Source organism: Congregibacter sp. (assembly GCF_045107095.1).
In the GTDB taxonomy this organism is placed as follows: domain Bacteria; phylum Pseudomonadota; class Gammaproteobacteria; order Pseudomonadales; family Halieaceae; genus Congregibacter.
Genome location: NZ_JBGCFU010000057.1, coordinates 1 through 22,581, shown reverse-complemented (window position 1 = coordinate 22,581; position 22,581 = coordinate 1). Strand labels below are relative to the sequence as shown.

18 protein-coding genes are annotated in these 22,581 nt (G+C 55.3%); 12 read left to right on the top strand and 6 right to left on the bottom strand.

Going from position 1 to position 22,581, the window contains the following annotated elements; all coding sequences use genetic code 11:
- Nucleotides 1-15: 15 nt before the first annotated feature.
- A complete protein-coding gene (locus AB8B76_RS09765) occupies nucleotides 16-1,389 on the bottom strand; it encodes an aminotransferase (RefSeq protein ID WP_405272072.1) in 1,374 nt (457 codons plus the stop codon).
- Between the two features lie 31 nt (nucleotides 1,390-1,420).
- Between AB8B76_RS09765 and AB8B76_RS09760 the strand changes: the two genes are divergently transcribed.
- From AB8B76_RS09760 to AB8B76_RS09745, 4 genes are all read left to right on the top strand, one after another.
- Nucleotides 1,421-2,854 carry a glutamine synthetase family protein gene (locus tag AB8B76_RS09760; protein WP_405272070.1) on the top strand — a complete coding sequence of 478 codons (1,434 nt, stop codon included), beginning with the start codon at nucleotides 1,421-1,423 and terminating at the stop codon, nucleotides 2,852-2,854.
- A 92-nt stretch (nucleotides 2,855-2,946) separates the two neighbouring features.
- Complete coding sequence (locus tag AB8B76_RS09755; protein ID WP_405272068.1) at nucleotides 2,947-3,855, top strand: pirin family protein; 909 nt, start codon at nucleotides 2,947-2,949, stop codon at nucleotides 3,853-3,855.
- A 4-nt stretch (nucleotides 3,856-3,859) separates the two neighbouring features.
- Entirely contained in the window at nucleotides 3,860-4,480 is a 621-nt protein-coding gene (locus tag AB8B76_RS09750) for an NAD(P)H-dependent oxidoreductase (RefSeq protein ID WP_405272066.1), read from the top strand.
- Nucleotides 4,477-6,399 (top strand): monovalent cation:proton antiporter-2 (CPA2) family protein, encoded by a 1,923-nt coding sequence (locus tag AB8B76_RS09745; protein WP_405272064.1) that lies wholly within the window; start codon nucleotides 4,477-4,479, stop codon nucleotides 6,397-6,399. Before AB8B76_RS09750 ends, AB8B76_RS09745 begins: the two co-directional genes overlap by 4 nt.
- Nucleotides 6,400-6,436: 37 nt before the next feature.
- Here AB8B76_RS09745 and AB8B76_RS09740 read toward each other — a convergent pair whose 3' ends face one another.
- On the bottom strand, nucleotides 6,437-7,375 hold the full coding sequence (locus AB8B76_RS09740) for a response regulator transcription factor (RefSeq protein ID WP_405272062.1): 939 nt from the start codon (nucleotides 7,373-7,375) through the stop codon (nucleotides 6,437-6,439).
- Nucleotides 7,376-7,459: 84 nt separating this feature from the next.
- On the opposite strand from AB8B76_RS09740, the gene AB8B76_RS09735 reads away from it, so the two are divergent.
- From AB8B76_RS09735 to AB8B76_RS09725, 3 genes are read left to right on the top strand one after another with little or no spacing between them, the layout of a single operon-like run.
- Nucleotides 7,460-8,647, top strand: coding sequence for an acyl-CoA dehydrogenase (locus tag AB8B76_RS09735; RefSeq protein WP_405272060.1), 1,188 nt, complete (start codon nucleotides 7,460-7,462; stop codon nucleotides 8,645-8,647).
- On the top strand, nucleotides 8,647-9,828 hold the full coding sequence (locus AB8B76_RS09730) for a CaiB/BaiF CoA transferase family protein (RefSeq protein WP_405272058.1): 1,182 nt from the start codon (nucleotides 8,647-8,649) through the stop codon (nucleotides 9,826-9,828). Before AB8B76_RS09735 ends, AB8B76_RS09730 begins: the two co-directional genes overlap by 1 nt.
- A gap of 48 nt (nucleotides 9,829-9,876) precedes the next feature.
- Complete coding sequence (locus tag AB8B76_RS09725) at nucleotides 9,877-11,028, top strand: alpha/beta hydrolase family protein (RefSeq protein WP_405272056.1); 1,152 nt, start codon at nucleotides 9,877-9,879, stop codon at nucleotides 11,026-11,028.
- Between the two features lie 59 nt (nucleotides 11,029-11,087).
- Here the strand turns inward: AB8B76_RS09725 and AB8B76_RS09720 are convergent, their stop codons facing one another.
- The gene (locus tag AB8B76_RS09720; RefSeq protein WP_405272054.1) at nucleotides 11,088-11,819 is read right to left on the bottom strand and encodes a M48 family metallopeptidase; all 732 of its coding nucleotides are present in this window, start codon (nucleotides 11,817-11,819) and stop codon (nucleotides 11,088-11,090) included.
- Between AB8B76_RS09720 and AB8B76_RS09715 the strand changes: the two genes are divergently transcribed.
- The gene (locus tag AB8B76_RS09715) at nucleotides 11,818-11,943 is read left to right on the top strand and encodes a hypothetical protein (protein ID WP_405272052.1); all 126 of its coding nucleotides are present in this window, start codon (nucleotides 11,818-11,820) and stop codon (nucleotides 11,941-11,943) included. The two genes, AB8B76_RS09720 and AB8B76_RS09715, sit on opposite strands and share 2 nt — an antisense overlap.
- A gap of 160 nt (nucleotides 11,944-12,103) precedes the next feature.
- Here the strand turns inward: AB8B76_RS09715 and AB8B76_RS09710 are convergent, their stop codons facing one another.
- From AB8B76_RS09710 to AB8B76_RS09700, 3 genes are all read right to left on the bottom strand, one after another.
- Complete coding sequence (locus AB8B76_RS09710; RefSeq protein WP_405272050.1) at nucleotides 12,104-13,747, bottom strand: alkaline phosphatase; 1,644 nt, start codon at nucleotides 13,745-13,747, stop codon at nucleotides 12,104-12,106.
- Nucleotides 13,748-13,809: 62 nt separating this feature from the next.
- On the bottom strand, nucleotides 13,810-14,814 hold the full coding sequence (locus AB8B76_RS09705) for an NAD(P)H-dependent glycerol-3-phosphate dehydrogenase (protein WP_405272049.1): 1,005 nt from the start codon (nucleotides 14,812-14,814) through the stop codon (nucleotides 13,810-13,812).
- A 56-nt stretch (nucleotides 14,815-14,870) separates the two neighbouring features.
- Entirely contained in the window at nucleotides 14,871-16,577 is a 1,707-nt protein-coding gene (locus tag AB8B76_RS09700) for an HAD-IB family hydrolase (protein WP_405272047.1), read from the bottom strand.
- Nucleotides 16,578-16,771: 194 nt separating this feature from the next.
- Here AB8B76_RS09700 and AB8B76_RS09695 point away from each other — a divergent pair, with 194 nt between their 5' ends.
- The 4 genes from AB8B76_RS09695 to AB8B76_RS09680 all read left to right on the top strand — a co-directional run bounded on the left by AB8B76_RS09695 (nucleotide 16,772) and on the right by AB8B76_RS09680 (nucleotide 22,406).
- Nucleotides 16,772-18,424: a hypothetical protein gene (locus AB8B76_RS09695; protein WP_405272045.1), complete on the top strand. Its 1,653-nt coding sequence runs from the start codon at nucleotides 16,772-16,774 to the stop codon at nucleotides 18,422-18,424.
- Nucleotides 18,421-19,239 carry a class I SAM-dependent methyltransferase gene (locus AB8B76_RS09690; RefSeq protein ID WP_405272044.1) on the top strand — a complete coding sequence of 273 codons (819 nt, stop codon included), beginning with the start codon at nucleotides 18,421-18,423 and terminating at the stop codon, nucleotides 19,237-19,239. Before AB8B76_RS09695 ends, AB8B76_RS09690 begins: the two co-directional genes overlap by 4 nt.
- A gap of 84 nt (nucleotides 19,240-19,323) precedes the next feature.
- Entirely contained in the window at nucleotides 19,324-21,384 is a 2,061-nt protein-coding gene (locus tag AB8B76_RS09685; RefSeq protein WP_405272043.1) for an SDR family oxidoreductase, read from the top strand.
- Nucleotides 21,385-21,419: 35 nt separating this feature from the next.
- The gene (locus AB8B76_RS09680; protein WP_405272041.1) at nucleotides 21,420-22,406 is read left to right on the top strand and encodes a glycosyltransferase family 2 protein; all 987 of its coding nucleotides are present in this window, start codon (nucleotides 21,420-21,422) and stop codon (nucleotides 22,404-22,406) included.
- The last annotated feature ends 175 nt before the right edge of the window (nucleotides 22,407-22,581 follow it).

Here is a 22,581-nt window from a genome sequence, read left to right as displayed (position 1 = left end):
AAGGCAGAGTTTTCTTTAGTCACCGATTCCGTAATGCTGAGCCGTAGCATCCAGCGCTGCTGTCAGCTTCTCCATGAGATAGTCGATATGCTCATGCTCGCAGATAAGCGGTGGAGACATGATCATGGCATCGCCGGTTTGACGCACCATGAGGCCGAGACTGTTTGCTGTATCCCGACAGAACACGGCGCCAGCTGATTCCGGAGCGAGGCGTTCGCGGGTTTCTTTGTTGGCGACCAGCTCTACAGCTGCAAAACAGCCTCGCCCGCGAACCTGGCCGACGATGGGGTGGTCGCTCAGCGACTCAAGGCGGCTCTGGAAGTAGGGTGCGAGATGCTCCGCGGCGCGGCCAACGATATTTTGCTCATGGAGAATATCGAGAGTCGCCAGACCTGCAGCGCAGGATGCCGGGTGGCCAGAGTAGGTGAGCCCGTGGGCGAACTCGCCGCCGCTCGCCATCAGTACATCAGCGACTTTGTCGGACACCAATACGCCGCCAAGCGGCATATAGCCGTTGGTTACCGCCTTGGCGAAGGTGATTAGATCGGGCTGCATGCCGTAGGTCTGGCTACCCCACCACTGGCCGGTGCGTCCAAAGCCGCAGATGACCTCATCGGCAATAAGGAGAATGTCTCGCTCGTTACAAATTCGCTGAAGTTCTGGCCAGTAAGTATCCGGGGGAACAATAACGCCTCCTGCACCTTGGACCGGCTCAGCGATAAACGCGGCCACGCGGTCTTCTCCCAATTCGTCAATCTTGGACTCCAGTTCTCGAGCAACCCGCAGGCCAAAGCTATCCTGATCTTCTCCTGGCTCTGCAAGCTCAAACCAGTGTGGCTGGTTAATGTGGTGAATGTAGTTCAGCCCCACTGCCTGCTCGTGCATGGCTTTCATGCCGCCTAAGGATGCCGCAGCGATGGTACTGCCGTGATAAGCATTTTTACGGCTGATAATCAGTTTTTTCTCGGGTTTACCCAGGAGATCGTAGTAGCGATGCACCATGCGGATGTTTGTATCGTTAGCTTCCGAGCCTGAATTTGTGAAAAACACGTGATCGAAACCTTCGGGCGCTACTTTGGTAAGCGCTGCGGCGAGCTCTACCGCTGGTTGGTTCGAACAGTTAAAGAAGTTGTTGTAGTAAGGCAGTTGCTGCATTTGATCGAACACAGCTTGTTTGATGCGCTCCTGGCTATAGCCAAGGTTGCAGCACCACAAGCCGGACATACCATCAAGCATCCCGTTACCATCGCTATCGTAGATGAACACACCTTCGGCGCGGCTAAAAATCCGGCCGTTGCCTTTGGCATAGTCATGAAAGTCCGTGAAAGGATGAAGGTGATGCGCCCGGTCAAGCGCTTTGAGGCTGGCAGTGTCTGCGGTGCTGTTCATATCGAGTTTCCCTGCTTTAAGATGCGAAAGTGTGTCACAGGCACGCGTCGCTGCCATTAACCCAAAGGTGTTGCCAAATGTACTGTTCTTCGACCGATCACCACTCTCGGAAGCTATCGTGAACTCCTCCTCACAACTCGAAAGTTTTCTTGATCGACACCCGGATATTGAGCTCTTCGAGGTTGTTCTCGCAGATGTGTCGGGAGGACTCCGCGGCAAGTGGGTAACTCGCGACAAACTTAGCACCGTGTTTGCCGATGAACTAAAGCTCCCCATCAGCTCCCTTGTTTTTGATAGTTGGGGTAGGGATGTTGAGGAGTGGGTGTTTCTCAGTGGCGACGGCGACGGATGCTGTGTTGCTGAGCCCTGGAGCTTGGCGCCTATGCCTTGGGGTAAGCGACCCATGGCGCAAGTACTGGTCAGCCTTGATCATGAAGATGGGACTCGCAATGGTCTCGATCCCCGGCGTATTTTGGGGAATGTCGAAGCGCGCTTTCGAGAGCGTGGCCTGCAACCCGTGGTTGCCAGCGAAATGGAGTTTTTCCTGCTGGATACTCAGCGGGACGCTCAAGGGCGCCCTAATCATACGCAACGAGACAGTGTGGGCGGCGCCCTGGGGTCGGGGCAAACCTATGGCCTGGAGGCAATGGCGGAGGTCGAGGACTTCATGCACGCAGTGCGCGAGTGCTGCGAAGTGCAAAATTTAACGGTAGATACTCTGATCAAGGAAGGCGCGCCGTCGCAGTACGAGATCAACCTGCTGCATCATCCCGATGCGCTGCTTGCTGCAGATCAGGCGCTGCTGCTCAAACGCGCCATTCGTGGTGTTGCGCGAAGTTTCGAACGCATCGCCACTTTCATGGCCAAGCCCTTTGGAGAGCTCGCCGGGAACGGCATGCACTTGCACTGCAGTATTGCGGATAGCAGTGGCAACAATCTGTTTAACAATGGAACGCCGCAGGGCAGCCCATTGCTTCGTCATGCGATCGCCGGATGCATGCATACCCTGCCTGACGTCATGTTACTGCTGGCACCTACTATGAACTCCTATCGTCGTTTTCAACGGGGTATGCACGCGCCGCTGGCTCCTTGCTGGGGTTACGAAAACCGCACGGTTGCGCTGCGCGTGCCCGCAGGCCCGCTGTCCGCCATGCGCTTGGAGCATCGTGTGGGTGGTGCGGACGCTCAGCCGCACCTTGCGATTGCGGCGCTGCTTGCCGGTATGCTCTACGGTATTGAACATGAACTGGAGCCACCAAAGGCCCTCGAAGGAAATGCGTGGGAACAGCTGGAGCCGAGCCTGCCTCAGCACTGGAACGATGCACTGGATATCTTCCGGAAGTCGCGGTTTGTGGCTGAGTATCTGGGGGCGTCTTTTCAAGAGGTGTATGGTCTAGTGAAACAGCAGGAGATCGATGAGTTTGGTCGGCATGTCACGCCACTGGAGTACGACACCAATTTGTAGCTTTGCTGTGTTATTCACTGCGCTGCTTACCGTGTTACCAACCACACCCGCTATCATCAGTTAGCGTTTGTGTATCAGCTTCGGGAGATACCATGAGTTTTTTTAGTTGTGAAGAAGCTGAATGTCGGGAGCAGGACAGTCACATTCGGTTGCGCATAGAGCCGCGTGAGAAAGACCTTGGTGAGTTTAGTGTTCGTCGCGTTCTGCCGGCCGCTCGACAGCGCATGATTGGGCCTTTTGTCTTCTTCGATCACATGGGGCCAGCAGAGTTTCCTCCCGGTAAAGGTATCGACGTTCGACCTCATCCACATATTGGCATTGCCACCATTACTTACCTCTTCGAGGGCGAGATTCTTCATCGGGACAGTCTAGGGGTTGTGCAGCCTATTCATCCCGGCGCGATCAATCTGATGACCGCGGGTCACGGCATCGTCCATTCAGAGCGCCCGGGCTCAGATCTCGATGAGCAGTCCAAGCTTCACGGCATTCAGTCATGGATTGCGCTGCCCGCAGAGCAACAGGAGATAGCACCAGACTTTACCCATTACCCTGCAGCCGACTTACCCCAGTGGGAAGACGGAGGCGTAAGCTTTAGGTTGATTATGGGGAAGCTCGCCGGTCATGAATCACCGGTAAAAACCTATTCTCGGACCTTGTATGTGGATCTTAACGTCGACGCCGCAGCGGAGACCCGCATCGCGCTGCAGGAGCAGGAGCATGCGCTTTATGTTGCCGAAGGGTCTGTGGTTTTGGATGGCGAAGTTGTCCCTGCGGGCGTCATGGCCGTCCTTGAAGGAGGAGACGAGGTGATGCTCACAGCCTCCGAAGCGGCGCGAGTACTTTTGATAGGCGGGGATCCCCTCGGCGAGCGTCATATGTACTGGAACTTTGTCAGCAATAGTCTCGAACGAATCGATAAAGCGAAAGTCGATTGGCGCGAAGGAAACTTTCCGGGTGTGCCTGGGGATGACGAGTTTATTCCTTTGCCTGAGGACGCATGAGACGGTGAGCGAACGCCGCATATTGGTGCTGTTTGCCCACCCGTCCCCCGGTCGCTCGGAGATCAACAGACATCTTGCGACTGTGGCAAAGGAGCATCCTCATGCCACCTTTGTGGACCTATACGCCGAATACCCCGACTACCGCATTGATATCGACAAAGAACAGCAACGTCTTTGCGAACACGATGTGATTGTTTTTTTGTTTCCTCTGTACTGGTATTCGACGCCGGCGCTCCTTAAAGAATGGCAGGATTTGGTGCTTGAACATGGGTTTGCTTACGGCAGCGAAGGTACGGCGTTGGCGGGCAAGTATTTTCTCTGCGCTTGCAGTGCCGGTGGGGCAGGCTCAGCCTATGATGTGAGTGGTTACAACCACCACAGTCTCCGCGATCTACTGGTTCCGCTGGAGCAGACGGCGACTTTGTGCCACATGCGTTATATCCCGCCCTTCGCACTTTTTAGTTCTCGTACAGCGGTTGAGGAGGGGAGACGGGAGGCGCACCTTCGGGCTTTTTCCTCACTCCTTGATCAGCTCGCTAGCGCGTCCCTCGAAACCTGGGCCCAAAGTGATGCCTGCACCATCAACGAACTGTTTGCCGACAATCCGCCGGAAGTTTCACAGTGACCGGTCTGCTTCTCGAGGTTTTTGTGTATCTGGCGGCAGCCGTTATCGCAGTGCCGTTGGCAAAGCGCTTTGGCCTGGGTTCGGTGCTCGGGTATTTGGTGGCGGGGGTCGTCATTGGCCCTACCCTCGGCCTGGTAGGTTCCGAGGAGAGCGTCACCATTCAGCACTACGCAGAGTTCGGCGTAGTTATGATGCTGTTTCTGGTGGGCTTGGAGCTCGAGCCCGCCATGCTCTGGCGCATGCGGAGCCGTCTTTTAGGACTTGGCGGCCTGCAGGTTTTTGTCAGCGCCGGTATTTTCTCCGCGATCGCCTGGCAGTTCGGCTTGGATTGGCGCACCGCGGTTGCGGTAGGTTTGTTGTTGAGTTTGTCCTCTACGGCGATTGTGCTTCAAACCTTTCAGGAGAAGGGACTCAATAAATCCGAGGGCGCTCGAAGCGCATTTTCGGTGCTGCTTTTTCAAGACATTGCCGTCATCCCAATGCTCGCTCTGATTCCATTGCTGGCAATACCTGAGCTCATGGATGCCGCTGGAGTACCGGCTGAGGACGGGCACCATGACCTGAGTTTGGTGGCGGGCCTGTCGGGATGGATGCATGCAGTGGTGGTGCTTTCGTCTATTGCGGGCGTAGTGGTCGCAGGACACTTTTTGACGCGACCTTTGTTTAGCTTCATAGCCTCTACAGGTCTTCGCGAGGCATTTACAGCGGCAGCACTCATGCTCGTTATTGGCATTGCGCTCCTTATGAGTCTGGTGGGGCTCTCGCCAGCGCTGGGAACGTTTCTGGCGGGGGTCGTTCTCGCTAACAGTGAATTCCGACATGAACTCGAGAGCGATATCGAGCCCTTTAAAGGGCTGCTCCTGGGCTTGTTCTTCATTACCGTAGGCGCTGGCGTTCAGTTTGGCTTGTTAATCGAACAGGCCGGCCTGGTAATTTCTCTAACGCTCGGTGTGATCTTTCTGAAAGCCGCAGTGCTGTTTGTGCTGGCTCTCATGTTTGGTGTTCGCCGCGCCGATGGCTGGCTATTTACCTTGAGCCTTGCCCAGGCGGGCGAGTTTGGTTTTGTGCTGATCAGCTATGCATCACAGAACAGTGTTTTACCCGCTGATTTGGTTCCGATTCTCCTTTTGGTGGTGGCGTTGTCGATGTTCCTCACACCCCTACTGTTTATCGCATTCGATCGGCTTGTGCTGCCGCGCTATGCATCCAATACCGAGGGCGGAGAGAGTGACGAGATTGACGATCGTGGCCCGGTCATTATCGCGGGGAGCGGACGCTTTGGTCAGATTGTAAATCGCATGCTCCGCGCCAACCAGATCCCCACTGTCGTACTCGAGAGAAGCCCCGAGCAGATCGATAACATGCGCCAAGTCAATGTGAAGAGCTACTTTGGTGACGCAACGCGGCCTGATCTTCTCCACGCGGCGGGCGTCGATGACGCCTCGTTGTTCGTCGTGGCCATCGATGATCGGGAGCAGTGCTTGGCACTAACAAAGCATCTAAAGCACGCTCACCCGAAACTTAAGGTGCTGGCGCGAGCTTACGACCGAGCTCACTTGTACGCGCTTCGGCAGGCGGGAGCTGACTGGGTGGTCAGCGAGACTTATTACTCGGCGTTACACATGGGTAAACAGGCTTTGCGAGCGATGGATTATCACCCGTTTCGCGCGCAGAATCTGACTGCAGCTTTTGATGAGGCCGAAGCCAAAGGCCGCGATGCGCTGTATGAACAATGGCTGAGGAAGGACGAAGACGAGAGCTTTGGTCGCGGCTTTCAGTCGTTATTCATCGAGCTGGAGGAAGCGTTGCACGGAATGATGCTTTACGACCGCGACGATGGCCACGCCCGTAGTGAGCGGGGCTGGACACCGCCGCCTAAGGGCTACACCGATTCCTTTGACGAATCTTTTGACGATTAGGAAATCCAGTCCGACAACTAGCATCCAACAGCGAGGCTCATGAGGATGAATTAGAGCGCTGAGGTTTGGCCAAGTAGCTAATGAGCGTATCCCCGCCACGATAATTCTGATGGCTCATGAGAGAATCCAAAAACAGATAGAAAAGCTCCGCCTGAGAGCTGACCTCAAGTTTTGCATAGGCGTGCTTGCGGTGGAGCTTCACTGTTTCGACAGAAATGCCAAGACGAGTTGCCACGGACTTGGTGCTGTGCCCATGAAGGACCAGATTGATGACCTGGGTCTCCCGTTCGGTTAACAAGCTGGAGCCAAAGTCATCCAGCGCTAGATGCAAATGCTCCCGAATACCTTCGCCCGAACTACTTTGGCTTGACCAGTGTTGCTTACAAAGTTCGTCTATGGAGAGCTGTACGCTTCGCAGTGTCCGAAGCTGAGCTTGGCTAAAGCGTTGTTGGGCGACACGGCCCAAGGCAACATTCACGAATGCATCCGGGCCGACTTCTACTAGAAAACCGCACTCGTCCGTGAAACCGCAGTTGCGATACCAGCTATGGTAATACTCGCTGTCCCTGAAGCGCGCTGGGGCTAGTTCCTTCAAGAGGAAAACGCCGAAGCGCCGCTCCTCGTTGGCCGCTTTGTAAAACGGGTCCAGGAGGAAAGCACCGGCGAGGAAGCGCTCCATGGTGTCGCTGGCGCGAGCTCTGGGTTTTTCGCTGTATACGAGGCTGGGTAGGTCCCCCCCGGCGTAATAAATCACCGTCGCATCATCTACGGGCACTAAGGTCCTGAGCCCCGCTATTAGCTCATCTGCAAAGCGCTCGGTCCCCAAAACCGACAGACAGCTGGCGACCAGTTCGGAGAATGCGGCAAGCTTAGGGTCAAGATGTGATGCCAATGAGTGCTCAATGGTGTGTCTGGACGAGGGGTATTCATCATAGCGTCCGTTGCGGCCTCGCGGAATACACCTGATACGACACATGTTTGCGTACCACTCTCGCGTTATAGTGAATGTCAGTATTGTCACGCATTATTGCGGACTGAAACGTAACTGGATGAAGCTAGTATGACGGCACAAAAAATGCGCTGGGGAAAACTCGACTGGAAAGATCCATTCTCTTTGGAGTCTCAGCTTAACGACGAACAGCGGATGGTTCGTGACTCTGCGGCGCAGTACGCGACCGCAAAATTACTGCCGCGCGTAAAGGAAGCGTTTCGCAAGGAAGATACGGACCTGGCGATTTTTCGCGAGATGGGAGAGCTCGGCTTGCTGGGGTCGACGATTGACGGCTACGGCTGTCCCGGCGTCGACTACACCAGCTACGGTCTCATCGCCCGTGAGGTTGAGCGCGTGGATTCAGGCTATCGGTCTATGCTCAGCGTACAGTCATCGCTGGTTATGTACCCGATCTATGCCTATGGAACGGAAGAGCAACGAGAGAAGTATCTCCCCAAACTCGCTACCGGAGAGTGGATAGGCTGCTTCGGTCTCACAGAGCCCGATTATGGTTCGGACCCCGGAGGGATGGTTACCCGCGCGAAAAGTGTTGATGGTGGATACCGCATCAGCGGCGCGAAAATGTGGATCAGCAATAGTCCTGTGGCAGATGTTTTTGTTGTTTGGGCGAAAACTGACGACGGCGTGATTCGCGGTTTTGTGCTCGAGAAAGGAATGGACGGACTGAGTGCCCCTAAAATAGAAGGCAAGCTTGCGCTGCGCGCATCTATCACCGGCGAAATTGTGATGGACGAGGTGTTCGTGGGTGAGGAGCAGCTACTGCCCAATGTGCAGGGACTAAAAGGACCTTTCGGTTGTCTGAACAACGCGCGCTACGGCATCGCCTGGGGAGCCTTGGGTGCGGCAGAAACCTGCTGGCATGCAGCGCTGGATTACACGATGGAGCGCAAGCAGTTTAATAAGCCCCTCGCTGCAAATCAGCTGATCCAGCTCAAACTCGCGGATATGCAAACGGAGATCGCTTTAGGTCTTCAGGGCTGTGCCCGGGCGGGGCAGCTCATGGACGCGGGGGCAATCTCTCCTGACCTTATCTCGCTGATCAAGCGTAATTCCTGCGGCAAAGCACTGCATGTGGCGCGCCAAGCCCGGGACATGCTCGGTGGTAATGGTATCTCCGATGAATATCCTGTCATGCGCCACATGATGAACCTTGAAGTGGTTAACACCTATGAGGGGACGCACGATATTCATGCCTTGATCCTAGGCCGCTCACAGACGGACATTCCCGCTTTTTGATGTCTGCACTCCACGGCCTGCGCGTTCTCGACTTGTCCCGGGTGCTCGCGGGGCCTTGGGCGAGCCAAACACTTGCGGATTTGGGCGCAAACGTTCTCAAAATAGAGCGTCCTGATGGCGGCGATGACACCCGCGGTTGGGGGCCCCCTTGGCTGGAGAGCCCGGAAGGTAATGATAGCCAAGAGTCGGCGTACTTCTTATGTACCAACCGCGGTAAGCGTTCCTTTCGCATCGATATTCAGTCTGCAGAGGGTCAAAGCCGCCTGCGCGAGCTGGCCCGAGGCGCAGACGTGCTCATCGAAAATTTTAAGGTGGGGGCGGCGGCCCGCTACGGTCTGGATTACAAAAGCCTGAGCAGTGAAAACCCCGGATTGGTGTATTGCTCGATTACGGGCTTTGGACAAACGGGTCCTTTAGCGGCCAGACCTGGCTATGACTTTCTTGTGCAGGCGATGGGCGGCCTTATGAGCGTAACTGGCGAGGCCGATGGTCAGCCTGGCGCTGGTCCTCAAAAGGTGGGCGTCGCGCTCACGGATATCATGACGGGGCTCTATGCCAATGTGGGTATTCTCGCTGCGCTTGCCGAAAGAGAGCGGTCTGGCCTCGGGCAGCAGGTAGATTTGGCACTGCTGGATGTTACGGCGGCAACTCTGGCGAATCAGGCCAGTAATTTTCTTGTGGGTGGCATTACACCTACGCGGCTGGGTAATGCCCATCCGAACATCGTGCCCTATCAGAGTTTTCGCGCCCGCGATCGTGACTTCATTGTTGCTGTTGGTAATGACGCTCAGTTCGCAAGGCTTGCCATACTATTGGACAAAGCTGATTTAGCCACCGATCCTCGTTTTACGAGGAATGCCGACCGTGTCTTGCACCGGGAGGTTTTGATTGCCGTTTTAGCAGAGTGCTTTGCGGCCCGTGACGCGTCCGACTGGCTGGCAGCACTTGAGGCAGCGGGTATCCCGGCGGGCCCCATCAACACAGTTGCCGAGGCGCTTAGTGAACCGCAACTTGCCGCCCGGGAGATGATCGTCGATTTGCCCCACCCGGATAACAGCGATCTGAGAGTTGTAGGTAGTCCCATAAAGCTATCCCGAACGCCGGTTTCCTACCATCGACCGCCGCCGCGTCTTGGAGAACATGACGAAGATCTCAAGCTTGACCCTTGGGGCGATGCTTAAGCGTGCTTCTGTGGTACAAATTCCAGATCAACCTTTGAGGAATAACGGGTGAAATTGCTGCTAAAAATTCTCGCTAGCCTTGGAGTCCTCCTAGCTCTACTGGCGCTTTACCTGACCTTCTCGCATCAGCCCGATGACTTTCCGGCGGGTAGCGATAGTGAGGCTCGCCTGGCGGCGGGTCCGTGGTCTGTCGCAAGTTTTGCGGAGGTGTTTGTTGATCGCGACCGGCCCACCCAGCCCAATGGTGAATATCCCGGCGATGATGCGCGTTCTTTGGACGGTAACGTGTGGTATCCCTTTGAGGCTGAAGCCGGCCCTCGACCCCTGTTGGTCTTTAGTCATGGATTTACCTCTAGCCGCAGTAACGGTGTTTACCTCGCCGAACATCTTGCGAGCCACGGTTTTGTAGTGGTCGCCGTGGACTATCCCCTGACAAGCATGGGTGCGCCGGGAGGCGCTCTGGTCGAAGACGTGATCAATCAGCCGGGAGACATCAGTTTTCTTATAGATACCTTGCTGGGTTATAGCGCGGTCTCGGGACACGCTCTGTCGGGTAAGGTTGATGCTGAGCGCGTCGGCGTATTGGGTATTTCGCTGGGTGGTTTAACGTCTACCCTGGCGGGGTTTCATCCCAAGTGGCGTGACCGACGTATCGCTGCGGTGATGTCCATTGCCGGCCCTAGCAATTTCTTCACCGCAGACTTTTTTGCAACTGTAGATCTTCCTTTCATGATGTTCGCCGGCGATTTGGATGTACTGGTGCCCTATGCCAGTAATGCCGCTCCAGTGCTTGAAAAGAAGCCCGGGGCCGAGCTCGTAACCTTGGCCGGCGGATCTCATACCGGGTTTTCTGGTGGGACGGCTTTGCTCAGAGCGATGGACAATACCGACGCGCTGGGTTGCTGGTCCGTGGGCCGATATATCAAGCCCAATCAGGAGAGCCAATGGGAAGGTTTGTTTGGGCCGGTAGAGTTGGGTATTGATTACAGCGCGCCAAACGAACTGTGCACGGTGGACCCTCTTCCAAAAACGATGAACGTTCTTCGGCAGCAGATGATCGCGCGCGTGGTGATTACAGCTTTCTTTGAGAAGTACCTGGCGGCAGATTCCGTGGTTCAGGAGGCGGCCTCTGCGTTCCTAAGCAGCACTAGCGTCACTGAAATCCCCGAACTCAGTTACGCCACAAGCACCGCTAACTGATTAGCGACGCAAGTTGCGACGCAAACTTCCACACAAACTCCAGGTAATCCTGACGGCGCCTAGCGGACGATCGTGATCGGCGTCACCTTCGCCATGCGTCCCTGAGGATTGAGCGCCCGCATTTCAGGCACCAGGTCATTCAGCGCTGATTGGCGGTTCTCTGGAGCCGGGTGCGTGCTCAGAAACTCTGCGGGGCGACTGTCGGAGAGGCCTCCCATTTTTTGCCATAAGGTTACCGCGGCTTCGGGGTCATATCCCGCGCGGGTCGCTAGCTCAATGCCAATTTGATCAGCCTCTGATTCCGCAACGCGGCTATTGGGTAGCTCTAGCGCCAGTTTGGCAGCAAGCGAGGCGCCTGCCAGCGTTGCAATGTGATTGTCGGACGCTACTCCGGCGGCTATGACACCAACGTTGATTGCCATCGCCCGCGACATACGCTCGGCCGTGTGATTCGCAAGGGCGTGAGATATCTCGTGACCCATGATCTGCGCAAACTCATCATCGGTTAGTTTGAGTTGCTCAAAAAGTCCAGTGTAGGCCGCCATGCGTCCACCGGCCATGCACCAGGCATTCACCGTGTCATCATCATCGATAATAGCCACACTCCATTCCCAATCTGCCGAGTCGGGGTAAAGCGCTATTGCTTCGGTAACCAGACGGCCGGTAATAGTAGCGACGCGATCCGACATCTTAGGATCATCAATGAGTTTGTTTTCCTGATTCAGTTGGCCAACGGTGCTTAGATACGCTTGCTTGGACTCAACGATGGCGGATTCGGGAGAGATCAGCATGAATTGGCTCCGTCCCGTGGGGCTGGTGGTGCACGCCGTAAGTAGCGCTAAAAGCACGGGGGCCAACGCTGCGACTCGCGGAACTCGAGAAGCAGTGGCTCGCAAAGCTCTGATGAATCCGTAAGCCTTTTTGGAAGCTTGTTGTAAAGCTTGTTGTAAAGCTTGTTGTAAAGAGTGCTGTTGTCTAAAACGCATGCTTGGGTCTTCTACACAATAACGAGGTACTTACTTTGATTGCGATGGGGGCGAAAAATTCCGCTCCCATCGCGTCAGGTTTTCTGGCGCTACCGAGCGCTCTTTAGTTCTTCGACGCGCGCAGCGGCTTCAGCTTCCCAGGTCGTTGCCTGCAGCATGACGTGGAACAGCTGGTTTTGCTCTACTGAACCCATAGCGCCCTCGGCGCCAGGACCCGTCGCGTAAACAGCTACATCCTCACCGCCATGGGTTTCTGCACTGAGAGGCACCAGCGCCTCTTGATGGTAACCAGGCTTGGTGGTGTCCACGTCAGAGATGTCTTGTCGACCGCCCAAGGGAGGCTCGGCATAGGTGCTGTCCGCATTGAGTTGCTCGCCGTGATCTCGGTATCCCCTGCCATTCATGTAACCAAGCGTCGTGTAAGGCAGGCCGTTATCATCCAATAGCGGCTCGTCGCTCCAGGGGGGAACTACTTTCCCGAGGATTGGGTTTCCTCTTTTCGGATATCCCGCCATCGTGAATACGTGGCTGTGGTCGGCCGTGACCATAACGAGCGTGTCATCGGCTGCCGTGTTTTTCATGACGGCCGCGACAGCCTCAGAAAGTTCGATAGTGTCGTTTAGCGCATTGGAGGCGTTACCCGCATGGTGAGCATGATCGATACGTCCCGCCTCTACCACCAGCAGAAAGCCCTCATCGCTGTTCTGCAAGAGCTCAAGTGCCTTGAGCGTCATTGCCGTGAGGCTGGGCTGATCAGCACCGGGTACTGCTCGCTCGGCTGCGTAAGCCATATGAGAGTCGCTGAATAAGCCGAGGACTGGTGCCCTGGCTATCGAAGCCAGCTCTGATTTGTTACTCGCATAGCTGCCGTCAGGGTACGCTGACTGCCATTCCGCGATGAGGTTTCTCTCATCAGCTCGGCGTCCACCCTCTTCAGAATCCGGCAGGAAATGCCGGCGACCACCGCCCAGAGCTACCTCAATACCGTTGCTCACACCAGAGCCAAACTGCGCGTTTAAGCGCTCGCGCGACGCCAAAAACTGCGCGGCTATATCTTCGCAACCCTGGGCCTTTGCGTCATCAGAGAGCTCGGCATCATCTTCCCAATCGCGATTGGCGGTCTTTGCATAAGTCGCCGCAGGAGTGGCGTGGGTGATGCGTGCGGTACTTACAACGCCCGTGGCTTTGCCGGCCAGTTCCGCTATTTCCAAAAGAGATAGAAGCTCTGCGTTCTGACCGCTTTGGCAGTCCTCTTGCACGACTCGCTCATCGACACCGAAAACGCCAATCTTGGTTTTCACGCCGGTCATTATTGCGCTCATGGTGCCCGCAGAGTCGGGTGTCTGCGAGTCCACGTTGTAGGTTTTAACTAAGCCCGTAACGGGGAACTCTTCAAAGCTCAGGCGATTTTCCTCGCCACTATTCCCTGATTGTTGTCCGGCAAGAATCCGCGCGGCCGTAATAGTAGAGATCCCCATGCCGTCGCCCAGAAAGATCACCACGTTCCTGGCTTTGTCTTTGGACCCACCCATGGCTAGAGATCTCGCGACGCGCGCCTGTGCGTCGGTATACCAGGGACTATTCAGTTGATAATCGGGAATGGGGGACGCCGCCACGGGCACCGTAGCCATGGCCTGATTGGGTGCGTCCTTGGTGTCGGAGTCGACTACGCTGATGTTGCTACAGCCGCTCAACAACAAACCAAGACTTAGGGAACTAATAGCGCGGATCATCTCTGGGGTCTCTCGATAGTTAAAGTTCTAACACAGTCAGTACTGTGGCTTATGCAGCATACTCAGCCGGGTTCTGACTCAGCGCCAGCTGCTGTTCTTAAAAGGCCTCGGTAAGCTCCGCGAGCGTTTGTTTCGCCGCTAACAACGCGATAAACATCTCTTGCTATGGGCATATCAATACCGTATTGCTCCGCCAGAGCCATCACAGCGGGGGCGCTCTTTGCGCCCTCTGCGACCATGAACATCTCACTGGCGATTTGCTCCATAGATTTGCCCTTGCCAAGCTCAATGCCCACATGACGGTTACGGCTCTGAGAGCTGGTGCAGGTAGCGATCATGTCGCCCATACCCGCAAGTCCCGCAAACGTTTCAGCCCGACCACCCATGGCCACCCCCAGGCGAGTTACCTCGGCAAGACCTCGGGTGATCAAAGCGGCGCGAGTGTTATCACCAGCGCCCTGGCCATCTCCCATGCCCACAGCGATTGCGATGATGTTCTTAAGGACGCCGCCCAGCTCGCAGCCCACGACATCGGTGTTCGTGTAAACACGAAACAAGCCGCTCTTGAATACCTGCTGCAGAGAACGAACAATAATATCGTCGTCCATGGCGATGACACTTGCCGCCGCTTGGCCGGCCATAATCTCTCTGGCGAGGTTAGGGCCTGTGAGTACTCCCACCGGATGTCCCGGAAGAATTTCGGTAATGATCTCGGTCATGCGCATGCGTGTGTCGAGTTCCAGCCCTTTCGTGAGGCTGATCACCGGCACCCAGGCGCGCAAGTGCTTCTTCACTTCCATGAGCACGCTGCGAAAGTTCTGCGACGGAATACCCATGACGACAACATCGGCGTTGGTCACAGCCTCGCCGATATCATTAGTAGCGCGCAAGCTCTCGGGTAAAGCTGCATCGGGCAAATAGGTTTGGTTGCGATGGGCGTTATTGATTTCGTCGACCGTCTGGGGATTGCGTGCCCAAATTGTCACGGGTGCGTTCCGCGTTGTAAGTGCGGCGACCGTGGTACCCCAGGAACCACCCCCTAGTACGGCAATTTTCAGATCGCTCATTTTATTCTCCTTATATGACGAAATGACTAAGCAGCTTGTTCTTTACTGTTCCCGCTTTAACTGCTCGCTGACTTTGGGCGAACCTTGGGTCTAGCCTTTGCCGCAGTCTTAGGTCTGGCCTTAGCGGCGGGACTCCGCTTTGCCGTGGTCGTAGATTTGGCCTTGGGTTTGGCTTTCGGTTTGGCCTTCGCTTTTGCTTTCGGCTTTGCAGCCGCTTTGGCCGGAGTTTTTTTCTTGGCTGCTGCCTTGGCTTTGGTCTTCGCCTTGGTCTTGGTCGCTGTTTTTGCCTTAGAGGCTGGCTTTTTCTTGGTTTTCGCAGCAGGGGCCTTTTCCTCGGGTTGCCCCAAGGTCTTCAGAAACATGTTGCGGACTTCACGTATGTGCTCTTCGATTGTGTCTGCGCCCCAGTCGCTGGTATCCACAGGGGGAAGCACATCCACCTCTACGGTCGCGGGGCGAAAAATGAAGTCGCCCTTAGGAGCAACATCGCCAGCATTGCGAATGACTACGGGGACAATGGGCACACCCGCTTGAATCGCCAGATGGAATGCGCCCTTTTTGAACGGCGCCAGATTAGGCGACACGGTGCGTGTGCCCTCGGGGGCCAATGCCACTGATTTGCCATCATTGCGCATCGCATCTACAAGAGGTTGCATCGCCTCGATTGCGGACGCGGCATTTTTGCGATCGATCATGACCACACCACCCATCTCCAGCACTTTGCCGATGACGGGCATTTTCTTGATTTCTTGTTTGCCTACGCCGGCCATATCCCGGCGCAAGAGTTTTGCCCCGATAACGACGTCGGCCTTGCTCTGATGATTAAAAATGAACACCGCGGGTCGTTGTTTCCAGAGGTTCTCCTCCCCGTTAACACGAAGGTCGAGATTGATTAATGCACTAGCGGTTTCGGCAAACAAGCCAATGGAAAAGTTAGTGGCTTCCCGTCGTGAGCCGGTGAGGGCATAAATCGGCAGACCTGCCGCAAAGGACGGAACCAGGCTTACCGTGGCGGCGATGGAGCGAACAAACTGCCCCAGTGTCGGCCTGCCTCGACTACCAAAGCTTGCTGTGGGCCAATTGTTATCGCGAGCCACGGCACGGAGCTTGTCGCTGGGGTTCAGCGCTATGGGGTTGCCGACGCGCTCCAGAAGTAACTGATCATCGGTGCTGTCAGAATAGAAAAATCCTTCGTCGAGGTTTGCGCCAACACTGTCGGCCAGAACTTCGGCGGCATCTACTTTGCCCTGTCCAAAACAGGTGGGCCTGACCACACTACCGGTAAACACGCCGTCTTCTACTTCGAGTTGCGTACACAGCACATTCTCGATGCCCAGATCTCGCGCCGCAGGCTCCACCTGGTAGGGCGTTGCAGAGGAAATAATGCCCACCGTGTGACCCTTTGCGAGGTGCGCTTCAATAAGCGCGCGGGACTCCGGATAGACCAGTCTAGCGATCTGTTTGGTGAACAAATCTTCACCGAGCTCTACATAAGCCTGTTCATCGATGCCGCGCATGAATTGCGTGGTTATCGCCATCATGCCGGAGAAACCCAGATTGCCGAGTCCAAAGTTGGTCATGGCACTCGCCAGCTCCAGAAAATCACGAACCGAGAGATCCCCTCGTCGCAGCTGCTCGCGAATAAACGCGATGGCGGAGTAGCCGGAGATGATGGTCCCGTCGAAATCGAAAATGGCGCAAATCTCTGGGCCGTCGGGACTCGCCTCAATGGCCTTGAGTAAAGGTTTCGCAGTGCTGCTCATTACCTCAACATCCTGTACTGTCATTAGTCGCGGAACCCTTGAGTCTAGCATGCAAAGATGAGCGCATCAGTGACGCATTTACGCTCTGCTAGACTGCCCTTAACCTCCTCAGTTCTCGCGAGCCGAGCTTGTCCGAATCCGCAGACTTCAGTTTTTCAAAACGGTCATATTCCCTGCTGCTAGGCATCTTGATAGTGGCCTGCGCAGTACGCGTGGTTCCCGCTCTCAATTACGGGCAGGATTGGTATGGAGAGGGGAGCTTCACCCTGGTCAACTTTGACGAAGCGGGTTCTTGTCGCGCTGCTCTGGACGGCTTTGATTATTCTCCCTGGGTCGGCTGGCAAACCTTGGCGCTTGCCGAAGCTTCGGGTCTGTCGGTCCCTGACGGTATCCGTGGTGATGCCCGGGCTGTCAAAGCTTTTTGTCACAGTAAAAGCCATATCGCGATTGCCAGGCTCTACTCCACGGCAGCAGGCGTATTGACGGTCGCTGCGTTGTGGATACTTGCAGCCTTGTTCTTCCCTGCGAAGCCGCTGGTGGCGCATGTCGCTAGTGGTTTGCTCGCGCTCTCTGGTTGGCATATCAGCGAGTCGATGGTGGCAACGGTTGATGCTGCCTCGACGTTCTTCATCTATGCCTTCACTTGTGCAGTGGTTTGGAGTATCAGGCGCGGTGGCTTTCGTTGGCCGCTCGCCTTGCTATTGCTCGCCCCGGCTCTTTGGACCAAGTACTGGGTTTTCGCTTTAGCCTCTTTAGCGGTGCTCATTCCGACGCCGAGCTATGCCGCGCTCTTTAAAGGCATAGATCGAAGTAGGGCTTTGCTACTAATCCTTAGCTATGCCGGCCTGTTCGGATTTGTGAGTACCCCAGGGCTTTCCGGATTGCTCAAGTGGTTTTTACCGATTTTATTCTACGCCGTGGTTCCGTGGTCACGCTTAAGGACAGCCGCTAAAGGTTTTATGTTGTTGGCCCCTTGGCTGGCCCCCGTATTGATGCAGGTCGAGATTTTTGCGGCGTTTACCTCGGCAGGCGCAGAAGGGCGATTCGGTACAGACTATGGTGCTATAGGTTGGCACAAGTGGCTGCGTAATCCCCTGAACATTCCAGTTGTGCTCGTTATGGGACTCGGGCTGCCTGGATTTGTGATGGCAGTCTCTGGTCTCATGGGTTTATGGAAAAGCACCTCCTTAGATCGAGCTTGGCTGGCACTACTGCCGCTGCTCGCGTTCGTCTTGTACATGACGTTTCTGGCGCCCGTTACTTACTACCGGCACTATCTTCCGTTGCTGCCCCTGGCGTGTCTTCTAGCGGCTTCGGGCGTAAGCCACTTGCGACCGTCATTACATGCCGTGTCGATTGCCCTGCTGTTGAGTTGGCAAGCTGTGCTCGCTGCAGATCTGGTGACGGACTACCATTTTGATCCTCGTCGGGACCTACCGAAGTGGTATGCGGAGCACGAGCCCCCACGAGTTTGGGCGAGCTACTATGTAAATCCGCCGCCCGATACCGGTGTAGGGCACCGTCTCTTTAAGCCCGCCTTTGCCAGACCGGGCAGCAATCGCCTTCGACAATCAGACACGGTAATACTGAGTGAGAATTGGTACGACACGGCGTTCGCCAACGAGCTTAACGGCCCCCTGGTCAATGATCCCGCCCGGCTGATTAAGACAACTCCCGAGTCCGTAGCGTTCTATCGGCGAGCTCTGAGAGGCGAACTTCCATCGATGGTCAAACGTGCGCACTTAAAGGCGCCAAATTACATGCCAGAGTTACTGCTGCACTACGCGCTGTATGGCAGCTTTACGCAATTCGTCGGTGATATTGTGATCTTCGAGGTTGAGCCATGAGCAGCGCAGAGGACCTCGTTGCCCTTCAGAGAACGCTTTATGCTTCGCGGAATCCCACAAGACGCTACTTGCACTGTGCCCGTCGTGACTGGGTTCGGTTGGAGATAACAAACGCAGCAGAAATCTCACCGGTCGACCAAGCTCTGGAAGTCGGCCCCGGTTCAGGTGTCTACCTCTCGTCGCTTGCAGAGGTTTTCGATGGAGTTGTGGCTATTGATGTCGAGCCGGGTTACCTGCAAGCCGCCGCACATCTGACCGATAACTCCACGAGTGATAGTCCTATTAGCTTTGTTCAAGGAGATCTGATTTCGGGCGTTTTAGGCCGGGAGTCTATCGATCTCATCCTTTGCTCAGAGGTGATTGAACATGTTGAGGACTCGGCATCTTTGATAGCGGCGATGGCAAAAACACTCAAACCCCAAGGCACGCTAATTCTTACCACGCCTCAGCCCTACAGCCCGGTCGAACTCCTCGGGAAGATCGCTTTTTTGCCGGGGATATTGCAATTGCTTCGTTTGATCTATCGTGAACCTATTGAGCCCACAGGCCACATCAATGTGCTATCTACCGCGCAGCTCAAAGCACAGTTTTTCGCGGCTGATCTGGTTGTGGTGAAGGAGGAGCGCTTGGGGTTTTACCTCCCTGTGATTGCTGAGTTTGGGGGCCGGTGGGGGCAGGGGCTGTTAGCTGCTATCGATAGAGCTATTCAAAACACCTGGCTCCAAGGACTTTTGTGGACGCAGTGTTTTGTTCTCAAGAAGCCGGGCTCTCCTGCACCCTCAGGCGTCCGAGTTTGCAGTGATGTTTCTGGCTAAATTGATCTATGCTTGAGACTCTCAAACAATCCTAATAAACGACAAGCGTTTGGTCTTTTGATCAGGCGAACTTTGGAGAACGACATGAACTACTTTGTGACGGGCGGTACCGGGTTTATTGGACGGTTTTTGGTGCCAAAGCTTTTAGATCGGGGCGGCAAGGTCTTTTTGCTCGTGCGCCCAGGCTCCGTTCCCAAGCTCCAGGCTCTCCGCGAGCTGTGGGGTGCGTCAGCAGAGCAGGTGGTGGCAGTAGAAGGCGACCTTAGCAAACGACGTTTAGGCGTTAAAGCCGCCTGGGTTAAGCAGCAGACGGGCAAGATTGATCACTTTTTCCATCTCGCTGCGATCTACGATATGGAGGCAGATGCCGAGAGTCAGCGCGTAAGCAATGTAAATGGTACGGCTCAGGCAATCGCTTTGGCCAAGGCTGTCAAAGCGGGCTGCTTCCACCAGGTATCTTCGATCGCGGCGGCGGGACTTTATGAAGGCACCTTTACAGAAGACATGTTCGAAGAGGCGGGTGCGCTGGATCATCCCTACTTTTTGACGAAGCATGAATCTGAAGGTCTCGTTCGCAAAGAGACGACCATGAAGTGGCGCATCTATCGTCCGGGCATGGTTGTAGGTCATTCCGAGACGGGTGAGATGGACAAGATCGACGGTCCTTATTACTTCTTTGAGCTATTGGACCAGCTCAGCAAGGTCACTCCCGAGGGGCTGCCCTTGATAATGAACAAGGCGGGGTTGCTCAACATCGTTCCCGTCGACTTTGTTGTCGATGCCATGGACCATCTGGCGCACCTCGAGGGTCAGGATCATGCTTGTTTCTTTCTTACCGACCCCGATGGAATCCGTGTAGGCGATCTACTTAAGATCATGATGGAAGTGGGGCATGGGCCCAAACTTCGATCGGTGAACATGAAGCTTATCGATAAGGCCAGCAAGCTGGCAGGCACGGGTATTAGCAAAATTCCCAGTGTGAAGTCGCTGGGTGAAAAGGCGGTTGCACGCCTGGGCATACCCCCGCAGGTCATCGGCTATATCAACTATCCCACACGTTTTGACTCAACGAAAACTCAGGCATTTCTTGAGCCTGCGGGAATCAGTTGTCCCAGCTATGACTCCTATGCGCAGGTGCTATGGGACTACTGGCGGCACTTTTTGCGCGGAGACAAAGATTCTCTGATCAGGGAAGTGGATGGACTATTTAACGACTTTATTGGACGACCGACTTTGGCCGCATTGCGGCGAACGGTCAAAGGTCAGGTGGTGCTGGTTACCGGTGCGACCAGTGGCATCGGCAAAGAGTGCGCGCTGCGTCTTGCCCGCGCGGGGGCTACGGTGCTCTTGGTCGCGCGGACTGTAGAGAAGCTTGAGGAGACGCTCAAGGAAATAGCCAAGAAAGGTGGAGACGCTCAGGCATATTCCTGCGATGTCTCCAGCGAGAAGAACTGTGCAAAGCTGGTTAAGGATGTGCTGCGGGATCACGGTCACGTGGATATTCTTGTGAACAACGCCGGCCGATCGATTCGCCGTTCAGTGCGCCACAGTTACGATCGTTTCCATGACTTCGAGCGCACTATGGAGCTCAACTACTTTGGCGCGCTGCGTCTCATACTGGGTTTTCTCCCCAGTATGGAAGAGCGAGAGCAGGGCCACATCATTAACATTTCGTCGATTGGCGTGCTGACTAACCCGCCGCGTTTTTCTGCTTATGTGGCGTCTAAATCTGCCCTTGATGCCTTTAGCCTTTGTGCCGCACCTGAGTACGCTGCTAACAACGTATCGTTTACGACGATTCACATGCCTTTGGTGCGGACGCCTATGATTGCACCCACCAGCTTATATAAGGCCTTTCCTACCTTGTCTCCGGAGCAGGCGCGAGACCTGGTGATCAAAGCAATCATCTCCAAGCCCAAACGTATGTCGACGGGTCTTGGAGTGACGGGTGCCGTAGCGCAGGCGACAATCCCCAGCGTTACCGAGGCGTTCCTGAGTCAGGCCTACGCACTCTTTCCCGATTCCCCTGCGGCGCGTGGTCTCAGTGATGAAGAGGCCGCGGCCGAGAGAGCCAATATGCCATCCAGCAAACTTGAGCTAGCCCAGAAGATGTTTGCGCAGGTGATGCGCGGTGTTCACTGGTAAGCGATGAGTGCTGGGTGAAGAACGCAGAATCTGCTGTGACTGAACTACTCTCTGTTGTGGTTCCCGTGTTCAATGAGCGCGAGGTATTGCCGACGTTTCACACGAGAATCATGGCCGTGCTTGAGTCCCTCAGCACATCGATGACTGTGCAGTTGTTGTATGTGGACGATGGCAGCACGGATGGCTCCAGTGATTGGTTGCAGTCTCAGATAAACGAGCACGTGGGTGTTCTGCGCCTGTCACGCAATTTCGGCAAAGAGGCCGCTATGTCTGCAGGTTTTGACCATGCGGAGGGCGATGCGGTGATTGTCATTGATGCAGATCTCCAGGATCCTCCTGAGCTGATTCCAACGCTCATTGAGCATTGGCGTGAGGGATATGACGTGGTCTACGCCACTCGCGAATCTCGCGAGGGTGAGCAATGGTTTAAGCGTAAAAGTGCTGCATTGTTCTATCGCCTGATGGATCGGCTCTCTGATGTGCCGATTCCTCGAGATACCGGTGACTTCCGTTTGCTCAGCCGCAGAGCGGTGGATGCACTGGCTAAGCTGCGAGAACAGCATCGTTACATGAAGGGCCTTTATGCCTGGATTGGTTACCCTCAAAAAGCCGTTCCTTATGTTCGCGATGCCCGATCTCTAGGGCACAGTAAGTGGAGTTACTGGCGACTGTGGAACCTCGCGCTTGAGGGAATTACCTCGTTTTCAGCGGCACCACTCAAGCTTGCTACGTGGTTGGGACTTTTCACCTCGCTTATGTCCTTTGGCTATGGACTGTTCTTTTTGCTGCGCACCCTAATTCTGGGTAACCCCGTGCCGGGTTATCCATCACTGATCGTCATCATTCTCTTTTTGGGCGGAGTGCAGCTGGTATGCCTTGGCATTATTGGCGAGTATCTTGCGCGCACCTACAACGAAAGCAAGGGCCGGCAGCTGTACTTTGTTATGGATTATCAGCCCTGTGGGGGATTACGTCCTCGCGCTTCCAGCGCTGTGAATCCGGTAGTTACCGACGCCTCTTGATTTTGCGTACGCAAAGCTCATGCCTTCTTTTTCGCTGCTAAGGGACTGGCCTTCGCAGGTAAGCTGGCCCTGGATGTTGGCCGGTGCCCTTATCTATCTGTCCTTTGGCTTTACGGAGATGATGGGGTCCGATCTTTGGTGGCACATTGCCGCTGGACGGGAAATCGTCCAAAAC

What these genes read in the sequence shown, in the direction of transcription:
- AB8B76_RS09710 (WP_405272050.1), bottom strand. Translation starts at nt 13,747, where the DNA reads ATGATCCGCGCTATTAGTTCCCTAAGTCTTGGTTTGTTGTTGAGCGGC.
- AB8B76_RS09690 (WP_405272044.1), top strand. Translation starts at nt 18,421, where the DNA reads ATGAGCAGCGCAGAGGACCTCGTTGCCCTTCAGAGAACGCTTTATGCT.
- AB8B76_RS09735 (WP_405272060.1), top strand. Translation starts at nt 7,460, where the DNA reads ATGACGGCACAAAAAATGCGCTGGGGAAAACTCGACTGGAAAGATCCA.
- AB8B76_RS09700 (WP_405272047.1), bottom strand. Translation starts at nt 16,577, where the DNA reads ATGAGCAGCACTGCGAAACCTTTACTCAAGGCCATTGAGGCGAGTCCC.
- AB8B76_RS09685 (WP_405272043.1), top strand. Translation starts at nt 19,324, where the DNA reads ATGAACTACTTTGTGACGGGCGGTACCGGGTTTATTGGACGGTTTTTG.
- AB8B76_RS09765 (WP_405272072.1), bottom strand. Translation starts at nt 1,389, where the DNA reads ATGAACAGCACCGCAGACACTGCCAGCCTCAAAGCGCTTGACCGGGCG.
- AB8B76_RS09715 (WP_405272052.1), top strand. Translation starts at nt 11,818, where the DNA reads ATGAATTGGCTCCGTCCCGTGGGGCTGGTGGTGCACGCCGTAAGTAGC.
- AB8B76_RS09740 (WP_405272062.1), bottom strand. Translation starts at nt 7,375, where the DNA reads ATGTGTCGTATCAGGTGTATTCCGCGAGGCCGCAACGGACGCTATGAT.
- AB8B76_RS09755 (WP_405272068.1), top strand. Translation starts at nt 2,947, where the DNA reads ATGAGTTTTTTTAGTTGTGAAGAAGCTGAATGTCGGGAGCAGGACAGT.
- AB8B76_RS09720 (WP_405272054.1), bottom strand. Translation starts at nt 11,819, where the DNA reads ATGCTGATCTCTCCCGAATCCGCCATCGTTGAGTCCAAGCAAGCGTAT.
- AB8B76_RS09730 (WP_405272058.1), top strand. Translation starts at nt 8,647, where the DNA reads ATGTCTGCACTCCACGGCCTGCGCGTTCTCGACTTGTCCCGGGTGCTC.
- AB8B76_RS09705 (WP_405272049.1), bottom strand. Translation starts at nt 14,814, where the DNA reads ATGAGCGATCTGAAAATTGCCGTACTAGGGGGTGGTTCCTGGGGTACC.